This is a genomic window from Streptomyces sp. NPDC024687 (genome assembly GCF_055559055.1).
Genome location: NZ_JBVHLJ010000012.1, coordinates 173,776 through 196,369, shown reverse-complemented (window position 1 = coordinate 196,369; position 22,594 = coordinate 173,776). Strand labels below are relative to the sequence as shown.

General features: G+C 68.7%; 21 protein-coding genes and 2 pseudogenes. 11 read left to right on the top strand and 12 right to left on the bottom strand.

Features of this window, described 5'->3' with window-relative positions; genetic code table 11:
- Positions 1-140: 140 nt before the first annotated feature.
- The 3 genes and pseudogenes from ACZ39I_RS36210 to ACZ39I_RS36200 all read left to right on the top strand — a co-directional run bounded on the left by ACZ39I_RS36210 (position 141) and on the right by ACZ39I_RS36200 (position 3,229).
- Complete coding sequence (locus ACZ39I_RS36210; RefSeq protein WP_467249199.1) at positions 141-1,049, top strand: helix-turn-helix domain-containing protein; 909 nt, start codon at positions 141-143, stop codon at positions 1,047-1,049.
- A 1-nt stretch (position 1,050) separates the two neighbouring features.
- Positions 1,051-1,304, top strand: a pseudogene (locus ACZ39I_RS36205) (hypothetical protein); the annotation flags it as partial.
- Positions 1,305-1,516: 212 nt separating this feature from the next.
- On the top strand, positions 1,517-3,229 hold the full coding sequence (locus ACZ39I_RS36200; protein ID WP_467249197.1) for an LPXTG cell wall anchor domain-containing protein: 1,713 nt from the start codon (positions 1,517-1,519) through the stop codon (positions 3,227-3,229).
- A 182-nt stretch (positions 3,230-3,411) separates the two neighbouring features.
- Here ACZ39I_RS36200 and ACZ39I_RS36195 read toward each other — a convergent pair whose 3' ends face one another.
- On the bottom strand, positions 3,412-4,191 hold the full coding sequence (locus ACZ39I_RS36195) for an HAD-IIA family hydrolase (RefSeq protein WP_280851281.1): 780 nt from the start codon (positions 4,189-4,191) through the stop codon (positions 3,412-3,414).
- 113 nt (positions 4,192-4,304) lie between these two features.
- On the bottom strand, positions 4,305-5,099 hold the full coding sequence (locus tag ACZ39I_RS36190) for a hypothetical protein (protein ID WP_467249195.1): 795 nt from the start codon (positions 5,097-5,099) through the stop codon (positions 4,305-4,307).
- 6 nt (positions 5,100-5,105) lie between these two features.
- Here ACZ39I_RS36190 and ACZ39I_RS36185 point away from each other — a divergent pair, with 6 nt between their 5' ends.
- Positions 5,106-5,441: a hypothetical protein gene (locus tag ACZ39I_RS36185; protein ID WP_467249193.1), complete on the top strand. Its 336-nt coding sequence runs from the start codon at positions 5,106-5,108 to the stop codon at positions 5,439-5,441.
- A gap of 100 nt (positions 5,442-5,541) precedes the next feature.
- Here the strand turns inward: ACZ39I_RS36185 and ACZ39I_RS36180 are convergent, their stop codons facing one another.
- On the bottom strand, positions 5,542-6,666 hold the full coding sequence (locus tag ACZ39I_RS36180) for an ROK family transcriptional regulator (RefSeq protein ID WP_467249191.1): 1,125 nt from the start codon (positions 6,664-6,666) through the stop codon (positions 5,542-5,544).
- Positions 6,667-6,714: 48 nt separating this feature from the next.
- Here ACZ39I_RS36180 and ACZ39I_RS36175 point away from each other — a divergent pair, with 48 nt between their 5' ends.
- The 3 genes from ACZ39I_RS36175 to ACZ39I_RS36165 are packed head-to-tail and all read left to right on the top strand — an operon-like array spanning position 6,715 to position 9,198.
- Positions 6,715-7,788, top strand: a complete 1,074-nt coding sequence (locus ACZ39I_RS36175; protein ID WP_467249189.1) for a Gfo/Idh/MocA family protein — start codon at positions 6,715-6,717, stop codon at positions 7,786-7,788.
- Positions 7,785-8,294: a heme-degrading domain-containing protein gene (locus ACZ39I_RS36170; RefSeq protein ID WP_352391288.1), complete on the top strand. Its 510-nt coding sequence runs from the start codon at positions 7,785-7,787 to the stop codon at positions 8,292-8,294. Before ACZ39I_RS36175 ends, ACZ39I_RS36170 begins: the two co-directional genes overlap by 4 nt.
- 46 nt (positions 8,295-8,340) lie before the next feature.
- A complete protein-coding gene (locus tag ACZ39I_RS36165) occupies positions 8,341-9,198 on the top strand; it encodes an LLM class F420-dependent oxidoreductase (RefSeq protein WP_467249187.1) in 858 nt (285 codons plus the stop codon).
- Between the two features lie 38 nt (positions 9,199-9,236).
- On the opposite strand, the gene ACZ39I_RS36160 is transcribed toward ACZ39I_RS36165, so the two are convergent.
- The 5 genes and pseudogenes from ACZ39I_RS36160 to ACZ39I_RS36140 all read right to left on the bottom strand — a co-directional run bounded on the left by ACZ39I_RS36160 (position 9,237) and on the right by ACZ39I_RS36140 (position 12,298).
- A complete protein-coding gene (locus ACZ39I_RS36160) occupies positions 9,237-10,094 on the bottom strand; it encodes a fumarylacetoacetate hydrolase family protein (protein WP_467249185.1) in 858 nt (285 codons plus the stop codon).
- Between the two features lie 116 nt (positions 10,095-10,210).
- Positions 10,211-10,924, bottom strand: coding sequence for a YidC/Oxa1 family membrane protein insertase (locus ACZ39I_RS36155; RefSeq protein ID WP_467249183.1), 714 nt, complete (start codon positions 10,922-10,924; stop codon positions 10,211-10,213).
- An 87-nt stretch (positions 10,925-11,011) separates the two neighbouring features.
- A complete protein-coding gene (locus tag ACZ39I_RS36150) occupies positions 11,012-11,323 on the bottom strand; it encodes a DUF6412 domain-containing protein (protein ID WP_467249181.1) in 312 nt (103 codons plus the stop codon).
- Positions 11,324-11,360: 37 nt separating this feature from the next.
- A pseudogene (locus tag ACZ39I_RS36145) lies at positions 11,361-11,486 on the bottom strand (winged helix-turn-helix transcriptional regulator); the annotation flags it as partial.
- 14 nt (positions 11,487-11,500) lie between these two features.
- The gene (locus ACZ39I_RS36140; RefSeq protein ID WP_467249179.1) at positions 11,501-12,298 is read right to left on the bottom strand and encodes a class E sortase; all 798 of its coding nucleotides are present in this window, start codon (positions 12,296-12,298) and stop codon (positions 11,501-11,503) included.
- A 300-nt stretch (positions 12,299-12,598) separates the two neighbouring features.
- Here ACZ39I_RS36140 and ACZ39I_RS36135 point away from each other — a divergent pair, with 300 nt between their 5' ends.
- Positions 12,599-14,071, top strand: coding sequence for a glycoside hydrolase (locus tag ACZ39I_RS36135; RefSeq protein ID WP_467249177.1), 1,473 nt, complete (start codon positions 12,599-12,601; stop codon positions 14,069-14,071).
- A gap of 116 nt (positions 14,072-14,187) precedes the next feature.
- Positions 14,188-15,198 carry an SEC-C metal-binding domain-containing protein gene (locus ACZ39I_RS36130; RefSeq protein WP_467249175.1) on the top strand — a complete coding sequence of 337 codons (1,011 nt, stop codon included), beginning with the start codon at positions 14,188-14,190 and terminating at the stop codon, positions 15,196-15,198.
- A gap of 75 nt (positions 15,199-15,273) precedes the next feature.
- Here the strand turns inward: ACZ39I_RS36130 and ACZ39I_RS36125 are convergent, their stop codons facing one another.
- Together ACZ39I_RS36125 and ACZ39I_RS36120 are read right to left on the bottom strand one after the other, a co-directional pair.
- Positions 15,274-15,630: a hypothetical protein gene (locus tag ACZ39I_RS36125; RefSeq protein WP_467249173.1), complete on the bottom strand. Its 357-nt coding sequence runs from the start codon at positions 15,628-15,630 to the stop codon at positions 15,274-15,276.
- A 352-nt stretch (positions 15,631-15,982) separates the two neighbouring features.
- Positions 15,983-16,462 carry a hypothetical protein gene (locus ACZ39I_RS36120; RefSeq protein ID WP_467249171.1) on the bottom strand — a complete coding sequence of 160 codons (480 nt, stop codon included), beginning with the start codon at positions 16,460-16,462 and terminating at the stop codon, positions 15,983-15,985.
- Between the two features lie 390 nt (positions 16,463-16,852).
- On the opposite strand from ACZ39I_RS36120, the gene ACZ39I_RS36115 reads away from it, so the two are divergent.
- Complete coding sequence (locus ACZ39I_RS36115; protein WP_467249299.1) at positions 16,853-20,014, top strand: DEAD/DEAH box helicase; 3,162 nt, start codon at positions 16,853-16,855, stop codon at positions 20,012-20,014.
- On the opposite strand, the gene ACZ39I_RS36110 is transcribed toward ACZ39I_RS36115, so the two are convergent.
- A complete protein-coding gene (locus tag ACZ39I_RS36110; protein ID WP_467249169.1) occupies positions 20,011-20,586 on the bottom strand; it encodes a hypothetical protein in 576 nt (191 codons plus the stop codon). The two genes, ACZ39I_RS36115 and ACZ39I_RS36110, sit on opposite strands and share 4 nt — an antisense overlap.
- Before the next feature lie 101 nt (positions 20,587-20,687).
- Between ACZ39I_RS36110 and ACZ39I_RS36105 the strand changes: the two genes are divergently transcribed.
- On the top strand, positions 20,688-21,722 hold the full coding sequence (locus ACZ39I_RS36105; protein WP_467249167.1) for an SRA domain-containing endonuclease: 1,035 nt from the start codon (positions 20,688-20,690) through the stop codon (positions 21,720-21,722).
- Between the two features lie 79 nt (positions 21,723-21,801).
- Here the strand turns inward: ACZ39I_RS36105 and ACZ39I_RS36100 are convergent, their stop codons facing one another.
- Positions 21,802-22,443, bottom strand: coding sequence for an ATP-binding protein (locus ACZ39I_RS36100; RefSeq protein ID WP_467249165.1), 642 nt, complete (start codon positions 22,441-22,443; stop codon positions 21,802-21,804).
- Positions 22,444-22,594 lie beyond the last annotated feature (151 nt).

Below are 22,594 nucleotides of genomic sequence, written 5' to 3'. Positions count from 1 at the left end.
TCCCGGGGGCCGGGGGCCCGCACCCCGGGAGACACCGCGTTGCTCCGTTCGGGTCAGCCCGCAGATCCTCAGGTCTTTGGATGTCCGGGTCGGCGCCACCGCTTGAGTCTCCAGCCGCCGGAGGGTTCAGGATCCTCCTCATGGACGACGAACGCCCCGACATGCTCACCATTGGCCGGCTCGCGCACCGCACCGGACTTCCGGTACGTACCCTGCGCTTCTGGTCGGACGAGGGCGCGGTGCCGCCCGTGGGCCGTTCCGCGGGCGGCTACCGGTTGTACGACGCCGAGTCCGTGGCCCGCGTCGAGCTGGTCCGCACCCTGCGGGAGCTGGGCCTCGGGCTCGACGACGTGTGCCGTGTCCTGAGCGGCCGCACGACGGTCGCCGCGGTCGCCGACGCGCATGTGGCCGCGCTCGACGCGCAGATCCGCTCCCTCAAGGTGAGCCGGGCCGTCCTGTCCACCGTGGCGAAACGGGGTTCGACCGTTGAGGAGACAGCACTGATGAACCGGCTGGCGCGGCTTTCCGCCGCCGAGCGCAAGCAGATCATCGACGAGTTCAAGGAGGAGGTGTTCGGCGGCCTCGACGATCCGCGCCTGCGCGACCGCATGCGCGCCTTCAGCGTCGAATTGCCCGACGACCCCACACCTGAGCAGGTCGACGCCTGGATCGAATTGGCCGAATTGGTTCGGGACCCTGGGTTCCGCGCCCGGTTGCGCACATGGATGGAGCTCAACACGCCCATACCGGGGCAGGGCCGTCCCCCCGGGGCGTCCATCTGGTGGGCCAGGCAGATCGTGCAGACCGTCGCGGAGGTCAGAAAAGGCGGGGTCGCTCCCGAGGGGCCGGCAGCGGCCGAGGTGCTGACCGAGCTGTTCGGCGACGCCGATCGGGCCGCCGTGCTGCGCAGCCTGGAGGCCGGGATCGAGGCGGGAGCGGAGCACTACCGCAGGCTCGTCGCCTGTGTGCGCGGGCAGAATTCGTCGCCCGACGCGACCGAGGAGCTGGACTGGCTGGCGCGGGCCCTGCGCGCCGCGGATCAGACCTGACCTGGTGCTCGACCTGGGCACGGGACAGGCCGCCGACCTGGCGGTGCCGCTCGACCGGGACGAGCTGATCGCCTACGGGCCGCGGCTGTCCGACAACGGCGCCACCCGGCTGGGGACGGCGGCGTTGGTCAAGGAGGCCGGACCCAGCACACGGCACGCGCCATCCCGACCCCGGACCGTTCGCGCCGTCGAGGTGGAAAGGGAGCCCGGGCGTGTCACCGGGGCACCCGGCCGCGGGATCGCCGGGTCCGGTGAGACGGTGCGATCGCGTTTCGGCGAAAAATGATTGAGACGGCAACCTTTCCGCTCCGAGTGGCCACTTAGGCGTGTACCGACGAGGGCGAGCCGTGGTCAGCGGCGCTACGCCCTCTGCGTTAAGACCCTGATCGGAGCATTACGTGTCATCAGACGACCCGAGACCCGCCGAGCAGCCGACGCCTCGGGGGCGCACGCCCCGCCGTAGCCGGATGCGCCGGCATCTGGTCGGGGGAGCGGTGGCGGTGCTCGCCGCCTCTGCCGGTGTCGGCGCCCTGGCGCCCAGCGCGGGAGCCGCGCCGACCGTCGACATCCGTGTGGATGCCGGTACCTCCCTGGGCACGGTGCCCAGCAGCGGTGTCGGCCTCAACACGGGCGTCGGCGACGACCACATGGGGACCGCCAAGGTGACATCGCTGGTGAAGGCCGCGGGAGTCCGGCAGCTTCGCTATCCCGGCGGCTCCGGCGCGGACGACTTCCACTGGAAGACCCACACCATGGGCAACGGCGGCTGGATCGTGCCCAACACCGACTTCGACAGCTTCATGGCCACCGCGAAGAAGGTCGGCGCCCAGCCGATCCTGACCGCGAACTACGGTTCCGGCACCCCCCAGGAGGCCGCCGACTGGGTCAAGTACGCCAACGTCGACAAAGGCTACGGCGTGAAGTACTGGGAGATCGGCAACGAGGTCTACGGCAACGGGCACTACGCCAACGGCAAGGGCTGGGAAACCGACAACCACGCCGACAAGAGCCCGAAGGAGTACGGAAAGAACCTGGTCGCCTACGCGAAGGCGATGAAGGCCGTGGACCCGAAGGTGAAGATCGGAGCGGTGCTCACCACCCCCGGCTCCTGGCCGGACGGGGAGAAGGCTCCCGGTGACAGCGCCGACTGGAACAACACGGTGCTCTCCCTCGCGGGAAACTCGATCGACTTCGTCATCGTCCACTGGTATCCGGGCGGCAAGACCACGGACGACCTGCTGGAGACCCCCTCCAAGATCGCCGGTGTCACGTCCACGCTGCGCTCGCTGATCGCCAAGTACGCGGGCTCGCACGCCCCTTCGGTGGAGATCGCGGTCACCGAGACCGACGCCGAATTCTCGCCCGCCAAGACCAGCCAGGCCGCAGCCCTGTTCGCGCCGGACACCTACATGACCTGGTTCGAGCAAGGCGCCACCCACGTCGACTGGTGGAACCTGCACAACGGCTCGGGCCAAGCACCCACCACCGTCAACGGCGAGACCGACTACCAGGACGGGGGCATTCTCTCCGCCGGAACCTGCGTCGAGGGGAAGTGCGAACCGCCGCGCGACACGCCCTTCCCCACCTACTGGGGCATCCGCTCGCTGACCGCACTGGCGCAGCCCGGCGACACCATGGTCAAGTCGTCCTCGCGCAACCCGTCGGTCACTGTGCACGCGGTGCGGAGCAGTAACGGCGGTCTGAACGTCATGCTGACCAACAAGAGCCCGCAGAAGGCGGCGCAGGTGTCGCTCTCGTACGCCGGATACACCCCGGCCGCAGGGACGGTCACGACCGTTTCGCATGCCCAGGGAGACACTGCCCTGAAGACGGCGAAGCGGGGCACGGCGGTCGCGCAGACGCTGCCGCCGTACTCGATCACGACTCTTCAGCTGAAGCCCGCGTCGGGGACAGCCGGCGCCGCCACGCCGACGCCCGCCGCCACCCCGACCGCCGTCACGCCGGTCGGCTCCGACCCCGACACCACCGGCACCCGTGCGCAGGGGGAGATCGGCGCACTCGTCGGCCGGCCGAGCCCGAGCAGCACGTCCGGCGACCTGGCTTCCACCGGGGCGAGCAACGCTGTCACGTACAGCACCCTCGGTGGCCTTCTGGTCATCGCCTGCGGCGGCGTGCTGGTGCTTCGCGGACGTGGCCGCCGGGGTTTGCACGGGAAGTGAGACCGCGTGAGTGACTGACGGCCCGGCAGCAACGCCACCCACCCGTGGCGTACGCGCCGGGCCGTCGGCCTCCGCACGGGCGTCGGCGGTCAGAAAACAAACAAGTGGCAGAGAGAGGCCCCGCTTTCATGCCCGGCCGGCCACAAGATCACCGGCCGAGTCGACGACCTCGAACTCACGCCTCAGATCCGGTCGACGAGGTCCGCGATCGAGTCCACGACCTTGGAGGGCCGGTACGGGAAGGCCTCGACCTGCTCGGGCCGGGTCAGGCCGGTGAGCACCAGGAAGGTCTGCATGCCGGCCTCCATGCCGGCCAGGACGTCGGTGTCCATGCGGTCGCCGATCATCGCGCTGGTCTCGGAGTGCGCGCCGATGGTGTTGAGCCCGGTGCGCATCATCAGCGGGTTCGGCTTGCCCGCGAAGTACGGCTGCTTGCCGGTCGCCTTGGTGATCAGGGCGGCGACGGCACCGGTGGCCGGCAGCGCGCCCTCGGCGGAGGGGCCGGTCTCGTCGGGGTTGGTGCAGATGAAACGGGCACCGTCGTTGATGAGCCGGACCGCCTTGGTCATGGCCTCGAAGGAGTAGGTGCGGGTCTCTCCGAGGACGACGTAGTCGGGCTCGTGGTCGGTGAGGATGTAGCCGATGTCGTGCAGGGCGGTGGTCAGACCCGCCTCGCCGATGACGTACGCCGTCCCCTCCGGCCGCTGGTCGTCCAGGAACTGCGCGGTGGCCAGGGCGGAGGTCCAGATGTTCTCGATCGGCACGTCCAGGCCCATGCGCCGCAGTCGGGCGTGCAGGTCGCGCGGGGTGTAGATGGAGTTGTTGGTCAGCACCAGGAACGGCTTGCCGGACTCCCGGAGCTTCTTGAGGAAGGCGTCGGCGCCGGGGATCGGTACGCCCTCGTGGATGAGCACACCGTCCATGTCGGTGAGCCACGAATCGATGGGCTTGCGGTCTGCCATGTGCGGGATCTCCTGCCGTACGCGTGTACGCCGTGCTGCGTCGGCCCCAGCCTAGACAGTGGCCGGATCTTGGGGGAATGGCCGGTTGGGGGCAGGTCCCGGAAGGTCCGGGGTCAGCGGCGGCCCCGGGCTCGGAGGATCGCGCCCGCGGTGACCAGGAGGAGGGCGGCGGTGCCGAGGACGGCGGCGGCCACGGCGGGGCCGGTGCTGGCGAGTTCTGCGGCCGCGTCCGCGAAGGGGAGGCCGTCAGGGGCGGGGGTGGTGGGGGTGTCGGACGGTGTGTCCGCGGCGGAGCCGATGCCGAAGCGGTAGTCGTTGGACTGCCCCACCCAGTCGCCGTCCTCGCCGTGCCGCTGGACGACGGCCGCGTTGACGGTGACCTCGTTGGGTACGGCGTCCGCGGCGACCGCGAGCCGTACCTTCACGGTGAGGGTCTTTCCAGGGCCGACGGTGAGCCCGGCACCTCCGAAGGCCCCGACGAGTTCGTCCTCGTCGGTGGTCTCGAACCGGACGGCACGGGGGTGGGGGCCGTCGTAGAACTCCAGACGGGGCTGGGACGGCTTCAGGGCGTGCCGCTCGTCGACGAGGACGACGACCGGGTGGATCCCGCCACAGGTGTGCCGGGTCGTGTTGACGAGATCCAGATACCAGGTCCCGAACTCCCCACCGGCCTCGTAAACGGCGGGACCGCCGTGAATACGGGTGGTGAGGGGGAAGTCGCGGCCGGCGGGGGCGCAGGAGTCGCCGACGGGGGCGGGGTTGACTGCAGCAGGGGTCGTGGGAATCCGGGCGGGTGCCGCAGGGGCCGCGGGAGTGAGGGCGGCGTGGGCAGAGGTGGCAGAAGTCAGGGCGGCTGCCGCCGCGAGGCCGAGGAGGGCGGGCGTGTAACCGTGTACATACCGTCGCATGAACACATGACCATGCCGGGCGGCGACGCCCAACGGGGGATGCCGCTCCGTACACCCCGCGAAGTCCCCTCGATCAGCGGACGCGAGGCGGAGTCCAGGGCGAGGGCGTCCCGGTGCGCGGGTTCGGCGACCGGCGGCGCGACGGGGCCGGCAGCAAGCGCGGGACGCGGACGCCGCCGGGCAGCACCGATCCGCGCCCGCCCTGCGATGGGGCGCGCCCGCGTCGAGCACCGCGCGGGCCGTACGACCGGCACGCGGGCTGACGTCGTGCGCCGGGCGGGCCGTGAGACCGGGATGCCGGGGGACGCCTTCGCCGGGCGCACGGCCGATCCGTGCGGGTGAGTGCTCGGGCGGCGACTCCGTGCCGGCTCGGGCGCGCGGGACGGAGGCGGACCGGCCGGGTCGGATCGGGTCGGGTCGGGGTGCCTGCTCGGCCAGTCCGTCAGGCGTCGGCGCGGCCGAAGAGGGGGGCCAGTACGAGCTGGGCCGCACCTTCGGCCACCTCGTCGGCCGCGGCTCGGACGGGGACCGGTTCCTCGCCGGTGCGCCGGGCGCGTTCGGCGAGGACGGCTTCGACGCCTCGTAGGAACGCGTCCGGGGCGGCGGTGACGGTACGGCCGCCCAGCAGGACCAGGTCGATGTCGAGGAGGGCGACGAGGTTGCCGGCCGCGATGCCGAGGACCCGGGCCGCTTCGGTGAGGTCACCCCGAGCCACCGCCGCCAGGCACAGCGCCTCGACGCAGCCCCTGTCGCCACAGCCGCAGGGCGGTCCGTCGAGCTGGACGACCTGGTGTCCGAACTCCCCGGCCCCGGTCCGCGCACCCCGGTGCACGGACCCGCCGATGACGAGCCCGGCACCGAGGCCCGTACCGAGATGCAGATACGCGAACGACCCGCGCTCCCCCGCGACCGCGAGCCCCAGCCCGGCCGCGTTGGTGTCCTTGTCGACGGCGACGGGCACCCCGAGCCGCCGCGCGAGCGCGTCCCGCAGGGGGAAGCCGTCCCACTCGGGGAAGCCGGTGACGCGGTGCAGCACGCCCCGGGTGTGGTCGAGGGGGCCGGGGAGGGCGACCCCGACGCCGAGGAGGGCGGGGAGCGTGCCTGCGCCGCCCGGCTCCTCCCCGTCTCCTCCCCGCACCCCCGTCACCAGCGCCTCCGCCTCCCCCGCGACCGCCGCCACGACAGCCTCCGCCCCCGCACCCAGGTCCAGCTCGGCGCGTCGTTCCCGCACCACCGTGCCCGCGAGATCCACCAGCACCGTCCGCAGCGCGTCGCGGTCCAGGTGGACGCCCACCGCGTGGCCCGCCCCGGGTACGAGACGCAGTACCGTCCGCCGCTTGCCGCCCGTCGAGGCGCGGTGGCCCGCCTCCGCCGCGAGGCCCTCCTCCCGGAGCCGGGCGGTGATCTTGCTGACGGCCTGCGGGGTGAGGCCCGTGCGGTCGGCGAGTTCCAGTCGGCTGATTCCCCCGGCGCCCGCGCCCCGCAGCAGGTCGAGCACGAGCGCGGTGTTGTGGCTGCGCAGGGCCGGGAGGTTGACGCCGCCGTTCGTCCTGTTCACGCCTGCCATTGTCCGCCACACTTGCACTTTGGCAACAGCGTTGCGAAAGTGGAGGACATGACTGCTGCTGACCTCCGCGTGGGCCTCGTCGGCTACGGCCTCGCGGGCTCCGTCTTCCACGCCCCGCTGATCGCCGCCACCGAGGGCCTCACCCTCGACACGGTGGTCACCTCGAACCCCGAGCGGCAGGCACAGGCTCGCGCCGAGTACCCGGACGTCCGTACGGTCCAGGGCGCCGACGAGCTGTTCGCCCGCGCCGGCGAGCTGGACCTGATCGTCATCGCGTCTCCGAACAGGACACACGTCCCGCTCGCCACCACCGCCCTGGAGGCCGGCCTGCCGGTCGTGGTCGACAAGCCGATCGCGGGAAGCGCGGCCGAGGCTCGACAGCTGGCGGCGCTCGCCGAGGAGCGCGGCCTGCTGCTCTCCGTCTTCCAGAACCGGCGCTGGGACAACGACTTCCTGACGCTCCGCAAGCTCCTCGACGAGGGCGAGCTGGGCGACGTATGGCGCTTCGAGTCCCGTTTCGAGCGGTGGCGGCCACAGCCCAAGGGCGGCTGGCGCGAGTCCGGAGACCCCTCAGAGATCGGAGGTCTGCTCTACGACCTCGGCAGCCATGTCGTCGACCAGGCCCTGACCCTCTTCGGACCCGCCGCCTCCGTGTACGCCGAGGCGGACGTCCGCCGCCCGGGCGCCGAGATCGACGACGACACGTTCCTCGCGATCACCCACACGAGCGGCGTCCGCTCCCACCTGTACGTCTCCGCCACCACCGCCCAACTCGGCCCCCGTTTCCGGGTGCTGGGCTCCAAGGCGGGCTATGTGAAGTACGGCCTGGACCCGCAGGAGGCGGCCCTGCGCGAGGGCGAGCGGCCCGGCGCCGCGGCCGGCTGGGGCCGGGAGCCCGAGTCGCTGTGGGGCCGGCTGGGCTCGGGCGAGTCCCCCGTGACGGGCGGCGGCAGCCCCGTCCCCACCCTGCCCGGCGACTACCCGGCTTACTATGCGGCCGTGGCCAGGGCCCTGACTGACGGCGGCACCAACCCGGTGACCGCACTGGAGGCGGCCGCCGCCCTCGACGTACTGGAGGCGGCGCGCCGTTCGGCCCTCGACGGAGTGGCGGTGAAGCTGTGACGCACAACACCGAGCTGACCCCGAAGTTCCAGCCGGAACTCACCCCGCCGCTGGAGGAGCTGGAGGCGCAGGAACGCCGCCTGGTCTTCCGGCAGTTCACGTACGACGACGCGTGGGCGCTGGGCTCCCTGCTGGTGGAGATGGCCCGGGAGCGGCAGGCGCCGGTGGCAATCGACATCCACCGCGGCGGCCAGCAGCTCTTCCACGCGGCCCTGCCGGGCTCCGCCCCGGACAACGACGCCTGGATCGACCGCAAGCGCCGGGTCGTGGAGCGCTACGGCTCCGCCTCCTACCTGGTCGGCGCCCGTTTCCGCGCCAAGGGCAGCACCTTCGAGGAGTCCTCGCGCCTGGATCCGGACGAGTACGCGGCCCACGGCGGCTCCTTCCCGATCACGGTGGAGGGCGTGGGCGTCGTCGGCACGGTGACGGTCTCGGGCCTGCCCCAGCTGCAGGACCACCGGTTCGTGGTCGAGGCGCTGGAGGAGTTCCTGAGCAAGGACCGGTAGGCCGGGACCGGAATGACCGCCGGGTCCTTGCGCGTTGGCATCGGCCATGAAGCAGATCATCGGCAAGTACGGCATCTGGAACGGCGGCGGCCTGCGCGGGGAGGACCCGGCCCAGCAAGGCGAACGGGCCGAGGCCGCCGCCGAGCTGGAGGAACTCGGGTTCGGCGCGATCTGGCTGGGCGGCAGCAGCTCCGCCGCCAACGCCGCCCCGCTCCTCGATGCGACCTCGCGGATCGCCGTCGGCACCAGCATCCAGAGCATCTGGGACCACGAACCGGAGGCCGCCGCCGCGAGCTTCACCGACCTGGACGCCGCCCACTCCGGCCGCTTCGTCCTGGGTCTGGGCGTCAGCCACGCCAAGATCGCCGACCAGTACCGCCGCCCGTACTCGGCCCTGGTGGCCTACCTGGACGCCCTGGACGAGGCGGGCGTACCGGCCGGGGGCCGTGTCCTGGCCGCGCTGGGACCCAAAACGATCGAGCTGGCCCGGGACCGCTCGGCCGGCTCGATCCCGTACCTGATCACCGCGGACCAGACGGCACGGTCCCGCGAACTCCTGGGCGAGGGGCCCCTGTTGGCCCCGGAGCTGAAGGTCGTCCTCAAAACCGACCCCGCGCGGGCCCGCACCGTGGCCCGCGACTACCTGGCCATCTACCTGGGTCTGCCCAACTACACCAACAACTTCCTCCGCAACGGCTTCACGGAGGACGACCTGAAGAACGGCGGCAGCGACCGCCTGGTCGACGCGGTCTTCGCCTGGGGCACGGACGAGCAGATCCGCGCCCGCGTCGACGAGTTCATCGACGCGGGCGCGGACCACGTGGCCCTGCAGATCGTGGACGGAGGCCCGCGCTCCAACATCCCGAGGCAGGCCTGGCGCAGGCTGGCCTCGCTGCTGGGGTGAGCGAACCGCCCTACGTGTCCTGCGCTACGTGCCCTGCCCTACGCGTCCTTGAACTCCTGGCGCTGACGCCCGAGCCCCGAGATCTCCAGCTCCACCACGTCCCCGGACCGGAGGTAGGGCTTGGGCTCGGGCTCCCCCAGGGCGACCCCGGCCGGCGTGCCCGTATTGATCACGTCCCCCGGGTACAGGGTCATGAACTGGCTGACGTAGCGCACCACTTCACCCACCGGGAAGATCTGCTCGGCGGTCGTGCCGTTCTGCTTCAGCTCCCCGTTGACCCACAGCTTCAGGGACAGGTTCTGCGGATCCGGCACCTCGTCCGCCGTCACCAGCCAGGGCCCCAGGGGGTTGAACGTCTCGCAGTTCTTCCCCTTGTCCCAGGTCCCCCCGCGCTCGATCTGGAACTCCCGCTCGGACACGTCGTGCGCCACCGCGTACCCGGCGACATGGGCGAGCGCGTCCTCCACGGACTCCAGGTAGCGGGCCGTACGCCCGATGACGACCGCCAGCTCGACCTCCCAGTCGGTCTTCACCGACCGCCGGGGCACCAGCACCGTGTCATAAGGGCCCACCACCGTGTCCGCGGCCTTGAAGAAGATCACCGGCTCGGCGGGCGGCTCGGCCCCCGTCTCGCGCGCGTGGTCGTGGTAGTTCAGGCCGATGCAGACGATCTTCCCGATCCGTGCGATCGGCGGCCCGACCCGGAGCCCCGTGGCGTCCAGCGCCGGCAGGTCCCCGGCCTCCGCGGCCGCGCGGACCCGGCCCAGTGCCGCGTCGTCGGCGAGCAGCGTCCCGTCGATGTCGTCCACGACACCGGACAGGTCCCGCAGGACCCCGTCGGCGTCGAGCAGCGCGGGCGTCTCCGTTCCCGCCGTACCGACTCGCAGCAGCTTCATGATCACAGTCTCCCTTTATCGCGGGGTGTCCACCGACGGGTGCAGCCATCGGATGACTGGTCGATCGTCCAAGGTCGATGTCCGCTCCGCAATACCCGGTTCACGGACTGGACCGGTCAGCGGTAGAGAACCGCCCGTTCCACCGCCGCCCAGGTCGAACTGGTCACCACGTACAGCGCGGCCGCCAGCGGCACCACCGCGACGGTGAAGAGGGTGAAGAAGGACATGTACGGCATGACCTTGCTCATCGCGCCCGCGCCGGGGACCGGCTGCCCGTCCGTGACCGGCACGACCGGGTTCGCGGCCATCATGCGCTTGGTGCGGCGGTAGTTGAAGGTCGCCACCACGGCCACGAACGCGAACAGGCAGACGTAGACGAGCCCGGCTCCCCCGAACGCCCCGTCGTGCCCGAGCGCGTCCGCCCAGCGCCCGCCGAGCGGCGCGGCGAACAGCTCGTGGCCGAGCAGTGCGTTCGCCTTCCCGCCGATCGTCGTGTTGGAGAAGAGGTGGTAGAGCAGGAAGAACGCCGGCATCTGGAACATCACGGGGAGGCAGCCGGTCAGTGGTGAGACCTTCTCCTCGGCGTGCAGTGCCAGCACCGCCTTCTGGAGCTTGTCGGGCTGGTCCTTGTGCTTCTTCCGCAGCTCGGCGATCTTCGGCTGGAGCCTGGTGCGGGCCTTCTGGCCGCGGGCGGCGGCGCGGGACAGGGGGTGCACGAGCAGTCGTACGAAAGCGGTGAACAGGACGATCGCGGCGGCGGCCGCGGTGGCGCCGAAGAGGGGGTGGAGCAGGTCGGCGAGATGCTGGACCAGGTCAGCGAAGACGGACATGGGTGAGCCCTCCGGGGGTCTCGTCGTGCCGGAAATGAGCAAGGCGGCATGACGACCCGCGCGGGGTGTCCCTACGGGAGTGAGCCCCTACGCGGCGGTCGCCGGGAGGGCGTGACCGGGCGCTCGGGGGCGGGGGCGGCCCTTGGCGTCGGGGTCGCGTTGCGGCAGGAAGGCCGTACGGCGGTCGCGGTCGCGGATGGCCGTACGGACCCGGGTGGGCGGTACGGCGGGTGCGCAGCGCGAGGCGAGCAGCGAGCAGGCGGCGAACGCGGAGCCGGCCGCGGCGGTCGCGGCGAGGGCGACGGCGGCGGAGAGGCTGCCGGCGTCGAGCAGGACGACGTCGAGGAGGAGGAGCAGGAGCGCGGCGGCGGGACGCATGCCGGCCCAGCTGCGGATCACGGCACTCCCCCTCTCCCTGTCGTCGGTCCTCCCCCGGTTATACCTGATCGACCGCGACCGGCTGCAAGAGCCTCTTCGGCCTGAGCAGCGCCCTGCTGACCGGATCCGCCGGGTCCGGATCGAGCCCGGGGCCCGGCAGCATCAGCACCTCCTCGACCGGCAGGAGCACTGAGCCCCTCAACGCGGCCGCGCGGACACGAGTTTGCCCCACACCACCAGCCGGTACCGGGACGTGTATTCCGGGGTGCACGTGGTGAGGGTGAGGTAGTGACCGGGCACGGCGTAGCCGTAGTTCGGACGGACCGTCGAGCGCGGGACGGGGCGGAGCACTCCCGAGTCGCGGGCCGAGGTCTGGCGCAGGGTCTTGTCCACGGCGTACGTGTAGACCGCGCTCCGCGTCTCCACGCGGACGGTGTCCCCGGGCGTGAGGCGGTTGATGTACCGGAAGGGCTCGCCGTGGGTGTTGCGGTGCCCGGCGAGCGCGAAGTTCCCGGCGCCGCCCGGCTGCCCGGTGCCGGGGTAGTGGCCGACGTACCCCTTGTTGAGGACGCTCCGCTTGCCGACGCCCTCGGCGACGGGGACGCGCAGGTGGAGGCGGGGGATGTCGAGGACGGCGTACGCCTGGGACAGGTCGGGGGTCGCGGAGCCGTCGGCCGGAGAAGCGGGCGAGGAGGAGGGCGGGACGGCCGTACCGGAATCCCCAACGGCGCTCGGGTCGGAGGCCGTGTCGGAGGCCGCGCCGGGATCGTCGCCGGCCGCACCCGATCCCTCCTCCTGGTCCCACTGCCGCTCCAGCGCGTCGACCTTCCGCTGAGCGCCCTCCCTGGCCTCCCGGTTGGTCCACCACAGCTGGTGCACGACGAGCAGCAGCAGGACGATCCCGGTGGTGACCAGGAGTTCCCCGCCGGTCCACACCGCGCGTCGGCGCCGCTCGCGCCGGCGCCGGGCTCCGTGGTGCATGACGCGCTGCCGCATACCTCACGCCTCCTCGGAACGCCTCCTCGGACGGGCCGCCCGCACGATAAGGGCCGGGCCTCCAACTCACCAGGGCCGAGCGCCTCGTAGAGCGGGCGGAGAGGTCGGAGCGGTCGCCGTGCACCCGGCGCAGCGGCCGGCGTGTCCGGCATACCGAACTTCCTCCACAGGTTTTAGGAAGGGCTGTCATAACTCTCGACAACCCCATTGGCCGCACCCGATGCTTCCTCGTGGCATGAACGGGGCAGGCCACGACGCCGGCCAGAAGGCCGCGTCGATCCATCGGAGTTCGGAGTAGCCATGATCCGACGCAGAACGCTGCTGACAGCCGCAGGAGGCACCCTCCTCGGCAGCGCGCTGGCCACCGGTACCGCCCGTGCGGACGCAACGATCGCGGTCAGCCCGGGGACGTCGTACGGCACCTGGGAGGGCTGGGGCACCTCCCTGGCCTGGTGGGCCAACGTGTTCGGCGCCCGGGACGACTTCGCCGACATCTTCTTCACCACCAAGTCGACGTCCTACAACGGCACTTCGCTCCCCGGCCTCGGCCTCAACATCGCCCGCTACAACCTGGGCGCGTCCAGCTGGAACTCCGTGGGCGGCACGTCGATGACCGCCTCGCCGAACATCCCCGCCTTCAAGCAGATCGAGGGCTACTGGCAGGACTGGAACAACGAGGACCCGACGTCCTCGGCGTGGGACTGGACGGCGGACGCGAACCAGCGGGCGATGCTGGTGAAGGCGACCCAACGCGGGGCTGTCAGCGAGCTGTTCGCCAACTCGCCCATGTGGTGGATGTGCCTGAACCACAACCCCTCCGGCGCCTCCGGCGGCGGCAACAACCTTCAGTCCTGGAACTACCGCCAGCACGCCTCCCACCTCGCCGCGACCGCCCTGTACGCCAAGAACAACTGGGGCGTGAACTTCTCGACGGTCGACGCCTTCAACGAGCCCTCCTCGTCCTGGTGGACCGCGACCGGCACGCAGGAGGGCTGCCACATGGACGCGACGGTCCAGTCGGCCGTACTGCCGTACCTGCGCAGCGAGTTGAACAACCGCGGCCTGACCGGCGTGAAGATCTCGGCCTCCGACGAGACGAGTTACGACCTCGCCCGCACCACCTGGAACTCCTTCAGCTCGACGACGAAGGGGTACGTCAACCAGGTCAACGTGCACGGCTACCAGGGCTCGGGCGGCCGCAGGGACCTCCTCTACACGGACGTGGTCACCACGGCCGGCAAGAAGCTGTGGAACTCCGAGACCGGCGACAGCGACGGCACCGGCTACACCATGGCCTTCAACCTGCTCTACGACTTCCGCTGGCTGCACCCCACGGCCTGGGTCTATTGGCAGGTCATGGACCCGTCGACGGGCTGGGCGATGATCGCGTACGACCAGAGCACCCTCCAGCCGACCGCGGTCCAGACGAAGTACTACGTCATGGCCCAGTTCGCCCGGCACATCCGCCCCGGCATGAAGATCATCGACACGGGCGTGAGCAACGCGGTCGCGGCCTACGACTCCTCGGCCAAGCGCCTGGTCATCGTGGCCCTGAACACCTCCACCTCGGCCCAGACTCTGACCTTCGACCTGTCGAGGTTCACGACGGTGACGGGCGGATCCGGCGGCCTGGTCCCGCGCTGGAACACGGTGACGACGGGCGGCGACAAGTACGTGTCGTACTCCAACACCTTCCTGAGCGGGAAGTCGGTGGCGGTGCCGTTCGCGGCGAAGGCGGTGCAGACGCTGCAGATCGACGGCGTGACGATCTGAGGTGACACGTGAAGGGGCGGGGGGTGCGGGCCGGACCCGGGGCTCTTCTCCTGCTAACCGGGCCCTGGCCTGCACCTCCCTCTTCTTTGTCACTGATCGGCAGTACGGTGTCACCCATGCGCCCCGACACGCCTGCCGAGAACGTCGACCACACCGCCGAAGCGGCGCGCCTGGAGCGGACCGCCGACCGGTATCCCGAGGACGCCGAAGCCCTGCTCCTGCAGGCCGCGGCCCATCTGGAACTGGCCGGCGACCGCCCTGCCGCGTCCTCCCTCTACGACCGTCTGCTGGCCACGCAGGAGGGCCTGGAGAACCCGTTTCTCGTCCGTGCCCTGAAGGCCGCGAACCTCTGGGAGTACGGCCATGAGGCCGAGGCCCGCGCGATCATCGAGGGCGTCCGCGTGGCGTCACCCCGGGACCCGGCCCCCTGGGTGATCGTCGGGGAGGCCCTGGAGTCCCACGACGAGCTGGAGCAGGCGCAGGAGACGTTCACGGAGGGAGCCAGGGTGCTCCTCGCCGACGTGGCGGAGCCGCCGTACTCCACGCATCCTCTGCTGTTCGGCCGCCACCGCGTCCGCCGCATGCTGGGCCTGCCCCACGACGACTGGGACGTCCTGGCGGACACCCTCCACACCTCCCCGGTCCCCCTGGACGAACTGCACGACCCGAAGCGCGTCTGGTCGCTCGGCTCGGAGAACCCGGCGGAGTTGGAGGCGGAGATCTCCCGCCTGCGCGCGGAACTCGGCACGTTCAGGGAGGCGCTGTCCCGCCCGTTCCCGGTGGCCGTCCTGCACTGGCCCGCCTCCGAACTCACGGAGCTGGTGGAGGCCTACCCCTCCCTCTCCGCGGAGTACCCCTCCCACGAGGAGCACCTGGCGACGATAGAGGCGTCCCTGCGCGAACTGTCCGCCTCCGGCACGGCGAACCTGGGCATCGTGACCGGCACGGTCCCGTCGTACGAGGCCTTCGCAGCCTCGGAGGGCACGTCCCCGGCAGAGACGTCACTGCTCCCCCAGTACGCGACGACACTGGCAGCGCGTGGGCGTGCGGTGGAGTGGCCGCCGCAGCGGGGGACGGCGTGCTGGTGCGGGTCGGGGCGGACCTACGGGGAATGCCACGGGGAGTGAACGACGGAGTGGGGGCGGGCCCGAGTGGCTGCCGGTCGGCGCCGGGGCCTGCCCCTCCTTCTTGTAGGGACAGACCTACAGATCCGCCACAGAGTTGCCCGGCAAGTACGGCGATTCTCCCGTCACCAGCCAGTACTGAAGGTCCCGCAACCTCGTGAGAGCCGCCTCGTAGTAGCTCGACGGTTCGGGCCTGGGAAATCGCGGATGTTCCGTCTGGCTCGGAAGCCAGTCGGCACACAGCCAGAACCCCTCCACCAGCCATCGCGGCAGGTCCTGTTGCCCGCGCTCCTCGAACGCCTCACACACACCGCGCATCGCCCGCTCCAGCCGGGAGAAGGCCCCCTTGTCCCACCGGTGATCCCTGATCAAGATCACAAGAAACGCGTCCTCGTCCCCCGAGAACTCCTGCCGCAGCACAGCGAGATCATCCACCGGGCCATGATGCCGACGCGCACTGACACTCCACCCCCCTCCGGCCGCAAGCCGCCGAACCAACCCGGCGTGCAGGCGAGACGCAACCGCGTCCCCGATCCCGGCCGACATAACGGCCGACCTGACCCTGAACCCACCCGGGCCACCCGCCTCTCCAGGCCGCCCGCTCGCTTCTCCCCCGTGCTGGAGCGGACTGGGTCAAGGGTCGGCCGAAGGCTGATCGCCGCAGGCGACGCGACCCCAGGGAGCGCCCTTGAGGCAGTCCGCGGAAGCACGACACTGACCAAGAAGCGGGCGGCCCGACGGCACCTGTGAAGTGAGCGGTGCCGCTGGACGGTTCAACGCCCCTGGATCAGCCGCACCGGATGTCCGGAGTGCTGAGGGTGTACTTCACCCCGCCCCGGATCAGTGACCCGCTCAGGTGGATGCACACGTTGGTCGCGTCGAACCAGGTGTAGAGCGGCCCGGCGTAGTAGTGGTAGTTCGCCGGGTGCTCCGGCGGCGGGTCCGCGGCGTAGTCACCGCTCTCGTTGTGAAGGTACAGCGTGATGTTGGATGCCAGACCGTCGTAGGGGCTGGAGAAGAACTTCGCGCAGTTCCGCTTGGTCGAGGCGTTCCAGTAGGTGCGCGCGTAGCCACCCCCGTTGCTCCCCGAAGGGCTCTTGGCCCAATAGGACTTACCGTCCCAACTGCCGCTGCACTCAACAGCCGCGGGAGCGGCGGCAGTTGCTGCGTCGCCCGGTGCCGCCTGCGCGGTCGGGGCGGCGACCAGACCGAGCATCAGCGCCATGACACCGAGGCCGAGCAGCTGTGTTCTCCGTAAACGCTTCATCCGCAACTCCTGTGGTGAGACGTCGCCGATCCGGTACATGACAGATGGCACTCGGAATGCTCTGCTTGCCGCAGCGTCAACACCCGGCTTTTCACGAAATCTCCGCCGGATTACACCCGGCGAACTGGCTCGACCAGCAGCGCGGCCCCGGCCTGCGAAACCCCCACCGCAACCGCCACCCCTCAGCACGGACACACGGGGAGACGGACGACGGCGTTGGACACAGCGGACACCACGGTCGCCCGCCGAGCGCCTGGACCAGCACGACGACCGGTTGTCCCCCTCACAGGCCGAGCCACCTCAGCCAAGGGCGACGGCCTGAAAACGATCACTTTTCGACACAAGGGCTTCGATTGTCAGTGAGTGCTGTTAGAACAGATCCACATCGGCATGAGGGATGAAGGAGCGGTCGTGGCGGAATCGAGTGACCTCAAGGCTGGCCTCCACGAACGGCTTGTCACTCAAGAGCTGCACGATCAGATACAGAGTCTCGAGGCTGCGGGCTGGAAGGCCATCGACGCGGAGGTCAGTCCAGAGTCCACCCCGCACGTGCTGGCCAGGCACATTGGCGAAACCATCGGCCGTCGGTTGGCTCAACTGCCGCAGAACGAGCAGGTTGCCGCCGCTAACCGGATCATGCAATCGCTGACCGGTAGCCCGCCTGGACTGGATGAAGGCGCGCGCAACTCCACCATCGTCGACGGCCCCCGGCAGTTGCTCGCCCTCGCGGAACAGGAAGCCCCCGGCGTCTACGCCATCCGCCCACTCACGCCGCTCTCCGAAACCGCACTGATCACCAACGCTCCGGACGACCCCAGCCTCGGCGCCGAACTGCGCGCAGAGCTAGCCACGGCCGACCGCATCGACCTTCTGTGCGCCTTCGTCAAGTGGTACGGCATCCGTGTCCTGGAGAGTTCACTGCGAGAAGCCGCCCGTCGTGGCGTACCCATTCGCGTCATCACCACGACGTACATGGGCGCCACCGACCGGCATGCCCTCGACCGACTCGTCCGAGACTTCGGCGCCGAAGTAAAGGTCAACTACGAGACCCGCTCGACTCGCCTGCACGCCAAGGCCTGGCTGTTCCGTCGCAATAGCGGATTCGATACCGCGTATGTAGGCAGCTCCAACCTCTCCAAGGCCGCACTTCTCGACGGCTTGGAGTGGAACGTACGCCTGTCGTCCGTGGCGACACCGGCTGTGTTGAACAAGTTCGAAGCCAGCTTTGACTCGTACTGGAACGACATCGCTTTTGAGACCTACGATCCAGCTCGCGACGCCCTCAAGTTGGACGAGGCCCTGGGCGTGGCCGGTAGCTCTACGTCTCACCAGGACGCAAAGATCAGCCTCTCCGGCCTTGAAGTGCGACCGTACCCACACCAGGCCGACATGTTGGAGCGCCTGCGCGTCGAGCGTGAGGTCCGCGGGCACCATCACAACCTGCTGGTGGCCGCGACTGGCACGGGCAAGACCGTCATGGCCGCCCTTGACTACCGCAATCTGCACAAGCAGTGGGGCGGCAAGCAGTACCCACGGCTGCTCTTCGTGGCTCACCGCAAAGAGATCCTCAAGCAGTCGTTGCGTAAGTACCGCGAAGTGCTCGATGATGCGTCCTTCGGTGAGCCCCTCTTCAGCGGTGAGCTACCGCGCGACTGGCAGCATGTCTTCGCCAGCGTCCAATCCCTGACCGACCAGCGACTCGACCAGTTCACTCCGGAGCACTTCGACATCATCGTCGTCGACGAGTTCCATCACGCTACGGCTACGACATACCGCCGCGTCCTCAACCATTTCAAGCCGAAGCAGCTCCTCGGCCTGACCGCCACGCCTGAGCGTGCTGACGGACTCAATGTGCAGGACGAGTTCTTCGAGGGCAGGATCGCTGCCGAGATGCGCCTGTGGGAGGCGCTCGATAACGACCTTCTGTGCCCATTCCACTACTTCGGAGTTCCTGACGGTACGGACCTCACCCGCCTCAACTGGCGTTCGGGGACGTACGACCAGAGCCAACTCGGCGACTTGTTCTCCGCCGACCACGCCCGGGCTCGTATCGTCATCAAGCAACTGCGGGACAAGGTGTCCGACCCGACAAGTATGCGGGCCCTCGGATTCTGCGTAACCCGGAAGCATGCTCACTTCATGGCCAAATGCTTCCAAGAGGCGGGATACAAGGCTGCGGCCTTGGATAGTGAGTCAAAGCCAGAAGTCCGCGACCGGATCCTGTCCGAACTCAAGACAGGAGAGGTCCAGGTCATCTTCTCCGTAGACCTGTTTAACGAGGGCTTGGACATCCCCGACGTCGATACGCTCCTGCTCCTCCGTCCGACGAACAGCGCCACCGTCTTCCTCCAACAGCTCGGTCGAGGCCTACGCCGCACGCCGGACAAGCCAGTGCTCACGGTCCTCGATTTCATCGGGCAGCACCGTGCGGAGTTCCGTTTCGAGGAGCAATTCCGTGCGATGACAAATCTGTCGCGCAACCGACTTCTTGAGCACGCTGAGCATGACTTCCCTCTACTGCCGTCCGGCTGCCAGATCATCCTTGAAGGCAAGTCCAGGGACATTGTGCTGGACAACATTCGCGCCCAGATCAAGGCAACCGTTCAGACTCTAGCCAAGGAAGCCAGGGCCTTTCGTACACCGCTCCTCGCCGACTACCTCAGGGAGAGTCGCCGCGAAATCAAGGAGCTCTACAAGTCCAACAACTCGTGGACGTCCGTCCTGCGTCGTGCCGGTCTGGCCGAGCTACCTGAACAGGCCGGCGAGGAAGACCTTTTGAAGCGCGTGCATGCGTTCCTGCACGTCGACGACCTCGAGCGCGCGGAGGCATATACCCGCCTGCTGAGCGATGACGCTCCGACTTACGAAGGCTTGAACACGAGAGACAAGACATACGCGCGCATGCTCTTCTTCAACCTGTGGGACAAGGCCGGCGGTTTCAGCTCCTACGCGCAAGGGCTGGAATCGCTCCGCGAACAGCCAGCCCTCCGTAGCGAACTGCGGCAGGTGCTCAAGCACGTGATGGGGCAGGCCGACCACTTCCCCATCCCCTTGGAGGGCCCACACGCACACATCCCTTTGAAGATCCACAGCGCGTACAACCGCTCGGAGATCCTGGCTGCGCTGGGCGTCGCTCGACTCAACGGGCAGATGCCTGGCTCCTTCGCGCAGGGCGTCCTGTGGGACCAACCAAACCAGACGGACGCGCTGTTGATCACTCTAGAGAAGAACGAGAAGGACTTCTCCCCCACCGTCAGGTACAAGGACTACGCCCTGAGCCCTTCGCTCTTCCACTGGGAGTCACAGAGCACAACCGCAGAGACCTCTCCCACCGGTCTGCGTTACCAAGAGCACGTCCAACGCGGCAGCCATGTGCTGCTGTTCATGCGGCGGTATAAGGACACGGACATCGGCAAAGCCCAGCCGTGGATGCTGCTCGGCCCGGCGACCTACGTCCGGCACGAGGGCAGCAAGCCCATGGCCATCACCTGGCAACTTCATCATGAGCTGCCTGCAAGTGTGTGGTCATACTCGGCCATCGCCGCGGGCTAGCCGACCGGCTGTCGTGGGTTACGAATGATCTCGCCGGCTCGATGAAGGAAGGTGGCATGTGCTTCCGCCATCTCAGCCCTGGCCTGCTCAAAGCTGGCCCAATCTGCGCTTGAATTTGAGGAACTGACACTCTCGATGTGCAGTAAGGCGCGCGCGGCCGCCACCGACTTGCTCGTGATCGCATGGGCCAAGGAATATGCCTCAGTTGGCCCCCAAAGCGCCAATTGGCTGGTTTTGGCCTGCAGTTCGAGCGCTCGTTCTCGCACCTCACGGCCTGTCGGTTCATCAAGCCGGGTTCCACTTCGTATCTCAGGTGCCATACGGGCAAGCACTTCCTCAAGAGCGGCATAAGCCGCAAGGAGGGCGGCAAAGGACTGGTGTCGCTGACTACGCACCCATTGCCAATGCTCCGCCGCCGCCTGGCCGTGCACCTGCGCCAGGGCCGCCTCAACTGCCTTTCGCCCGCCCGCTTCCGCTCCGCGCTTGGCGTACCTTCCAGCGATCACAGCCCCGATGACCGCCGCCGCGAAAGCGATAACACCCGAGAGGACCGTCCCCGTCGCATCACTCATCACACCATCCTCGCTTGGACCCGGCGCCACCACAACGCCCCTCCAAGCGGACTGTGCCATTACCTGCGCTCTGTGAGCACTCAAGCTATTAGCCTCGACCCATGACGACACCCACACCCGGGTTTCAACCCGGCGCCATCCTCACCCGTGCAGAAATCCATCCCGTGCTTGGCGGCAGCGGGTACGCCGGTATCTGCCCGGCGAAGGAGAAAAGGAACGTTCTCCTGTTCTCCGACAGCAAGATTGGCGAGCGTTACGGATATCGCGACGGCTGGCTCGCTGAGGATGACGACATCGGCCCAATATTTACCTATACCGGAGCAGGTAAGCGAGGCGATCAGACCCTCAGTGGCGGAAATGCTGCAATCATGGAACACGCCAGCAAAGGCCGCACTCTACACTTATTTATCGCCGTGGGCAAGGTCCCAGGAAGCGACACACGAACGCACAGGTATATAGGCCAGTTTAAGGTCGACGACCGCAATCCGTTCGAGATACGGGAAGCCAGGGACGAACTAGGCGAGGATCGCAACGTCATTGTCTTCCGACTCCGCCCTATCGGTCTTTACATCCGGGAGGCTTCCGACACTCTTCAACCCGCGCCCACTTCCAGATTTCGCTTCCATCGGACTGCAGGCCGCCTCGCTCGGGCCTACCGACGCCAGAGGCGCCGACAGCAGCCGACCAACATCGAGCAGGTAGGAGCGGCGACCCGTGACGATCTGGCAGACGCTTTCGAGGACCGCGAGACTGCGGCTGGGGAAACTATCGTTCAATTAGAGGTGTCGATGCGGAATTCGACATCTCAACTTGTCTTCGATCTTTACAACCAGACGAACAACACGCTGTACGAGCCAGCGGCTAGCGCAGCAAGTGAGTCAATCACTCAGGCTCTTGCCCAACTCCTGCAAGCGCGCCGCTACTTGAGACGCCTGGCTCACAGTCAGCCCCTCCACCTGATGGTGCTCGCACCGACACTTCCCCGCGAAGACCTCCGTGATCTGCTCACTGAACACGGGATCGGCATCGTGTATCGAAATGACAGCGGCGGTTTCTCTGAGTTCGAGGCAAGCACCACGCCCTCGAGCAATGCTCCTGACTTCCGCTGCATAGATTGCCCTGCACTCGCCTCCTGAGTTTCAGGTGATGGCGCGCATGAGGGGCTGAACGGGAGGATTACCAGCAGGTGTGCAGGCGCTGGTAATCCTCCGACAGCTACCCAGCCTCCGCCTCGAAGCGGACCTGCGCCCGATCAAGCGCCTCGTTGGCGTCGCGTCCGTGAGCCCTCAGCCAGTGAAGGACGTCGACCATCACATCGATCGCCGCTTCTTCGACCACCGCCACCGCTCCGGTTCCTGCCCGCCACAGGCGCGCCCGCTCGCAGCCGTAATTGCTCAGCAAGCTCTCCACCCGATTCACGCGAGCGCCTCCAAAGTGCTCCTCTGCTGAGGACAGTCCCGTCGGCAGCTCACACCACGTCACCTTCTGGTCGGCCTGGAGCTGAACGCCCCAACGGTCGGTGACAGCGCTGATCAGCGCCATTCCTCTGCCGGACTCGGCATCCAGGCCGGCGTCGAGGAGCACCGGCAGTGCGCGGGTATCGGAGTCGTGAACCTCGATCCGCAGACGGCTTCCGCTCATGGACACGACGAGGGTGGCGGGCGTACCGGTACCCACGTGAGTGATGACGTTCGACGCGAGCTCGCTGACACAGAGCTGAGCGGCATCGATGACACCGTGAAGGCCCCACAGCCCCAGGTGAAGCCGCATGATCCGCCGCAGCGCGGCAACCTCCTGCGGCTCCGCCGTGAAGGGAAGACTCCAGGGCTTCCTCGGGACACCAGCGATGCAGTCCATCCATCAACACCTCTACCTTCGAGTCCAGTTGCTTCGTGCGACCACTCACATACAGAGAGTTGCATTGGAACTCTCAAAATGGAACTCTCATCTCAGGCTTCTGGTGGTGCGACCGAACGGAGAGCGCCCCCGGCGCGCGCCACCTTGCCGT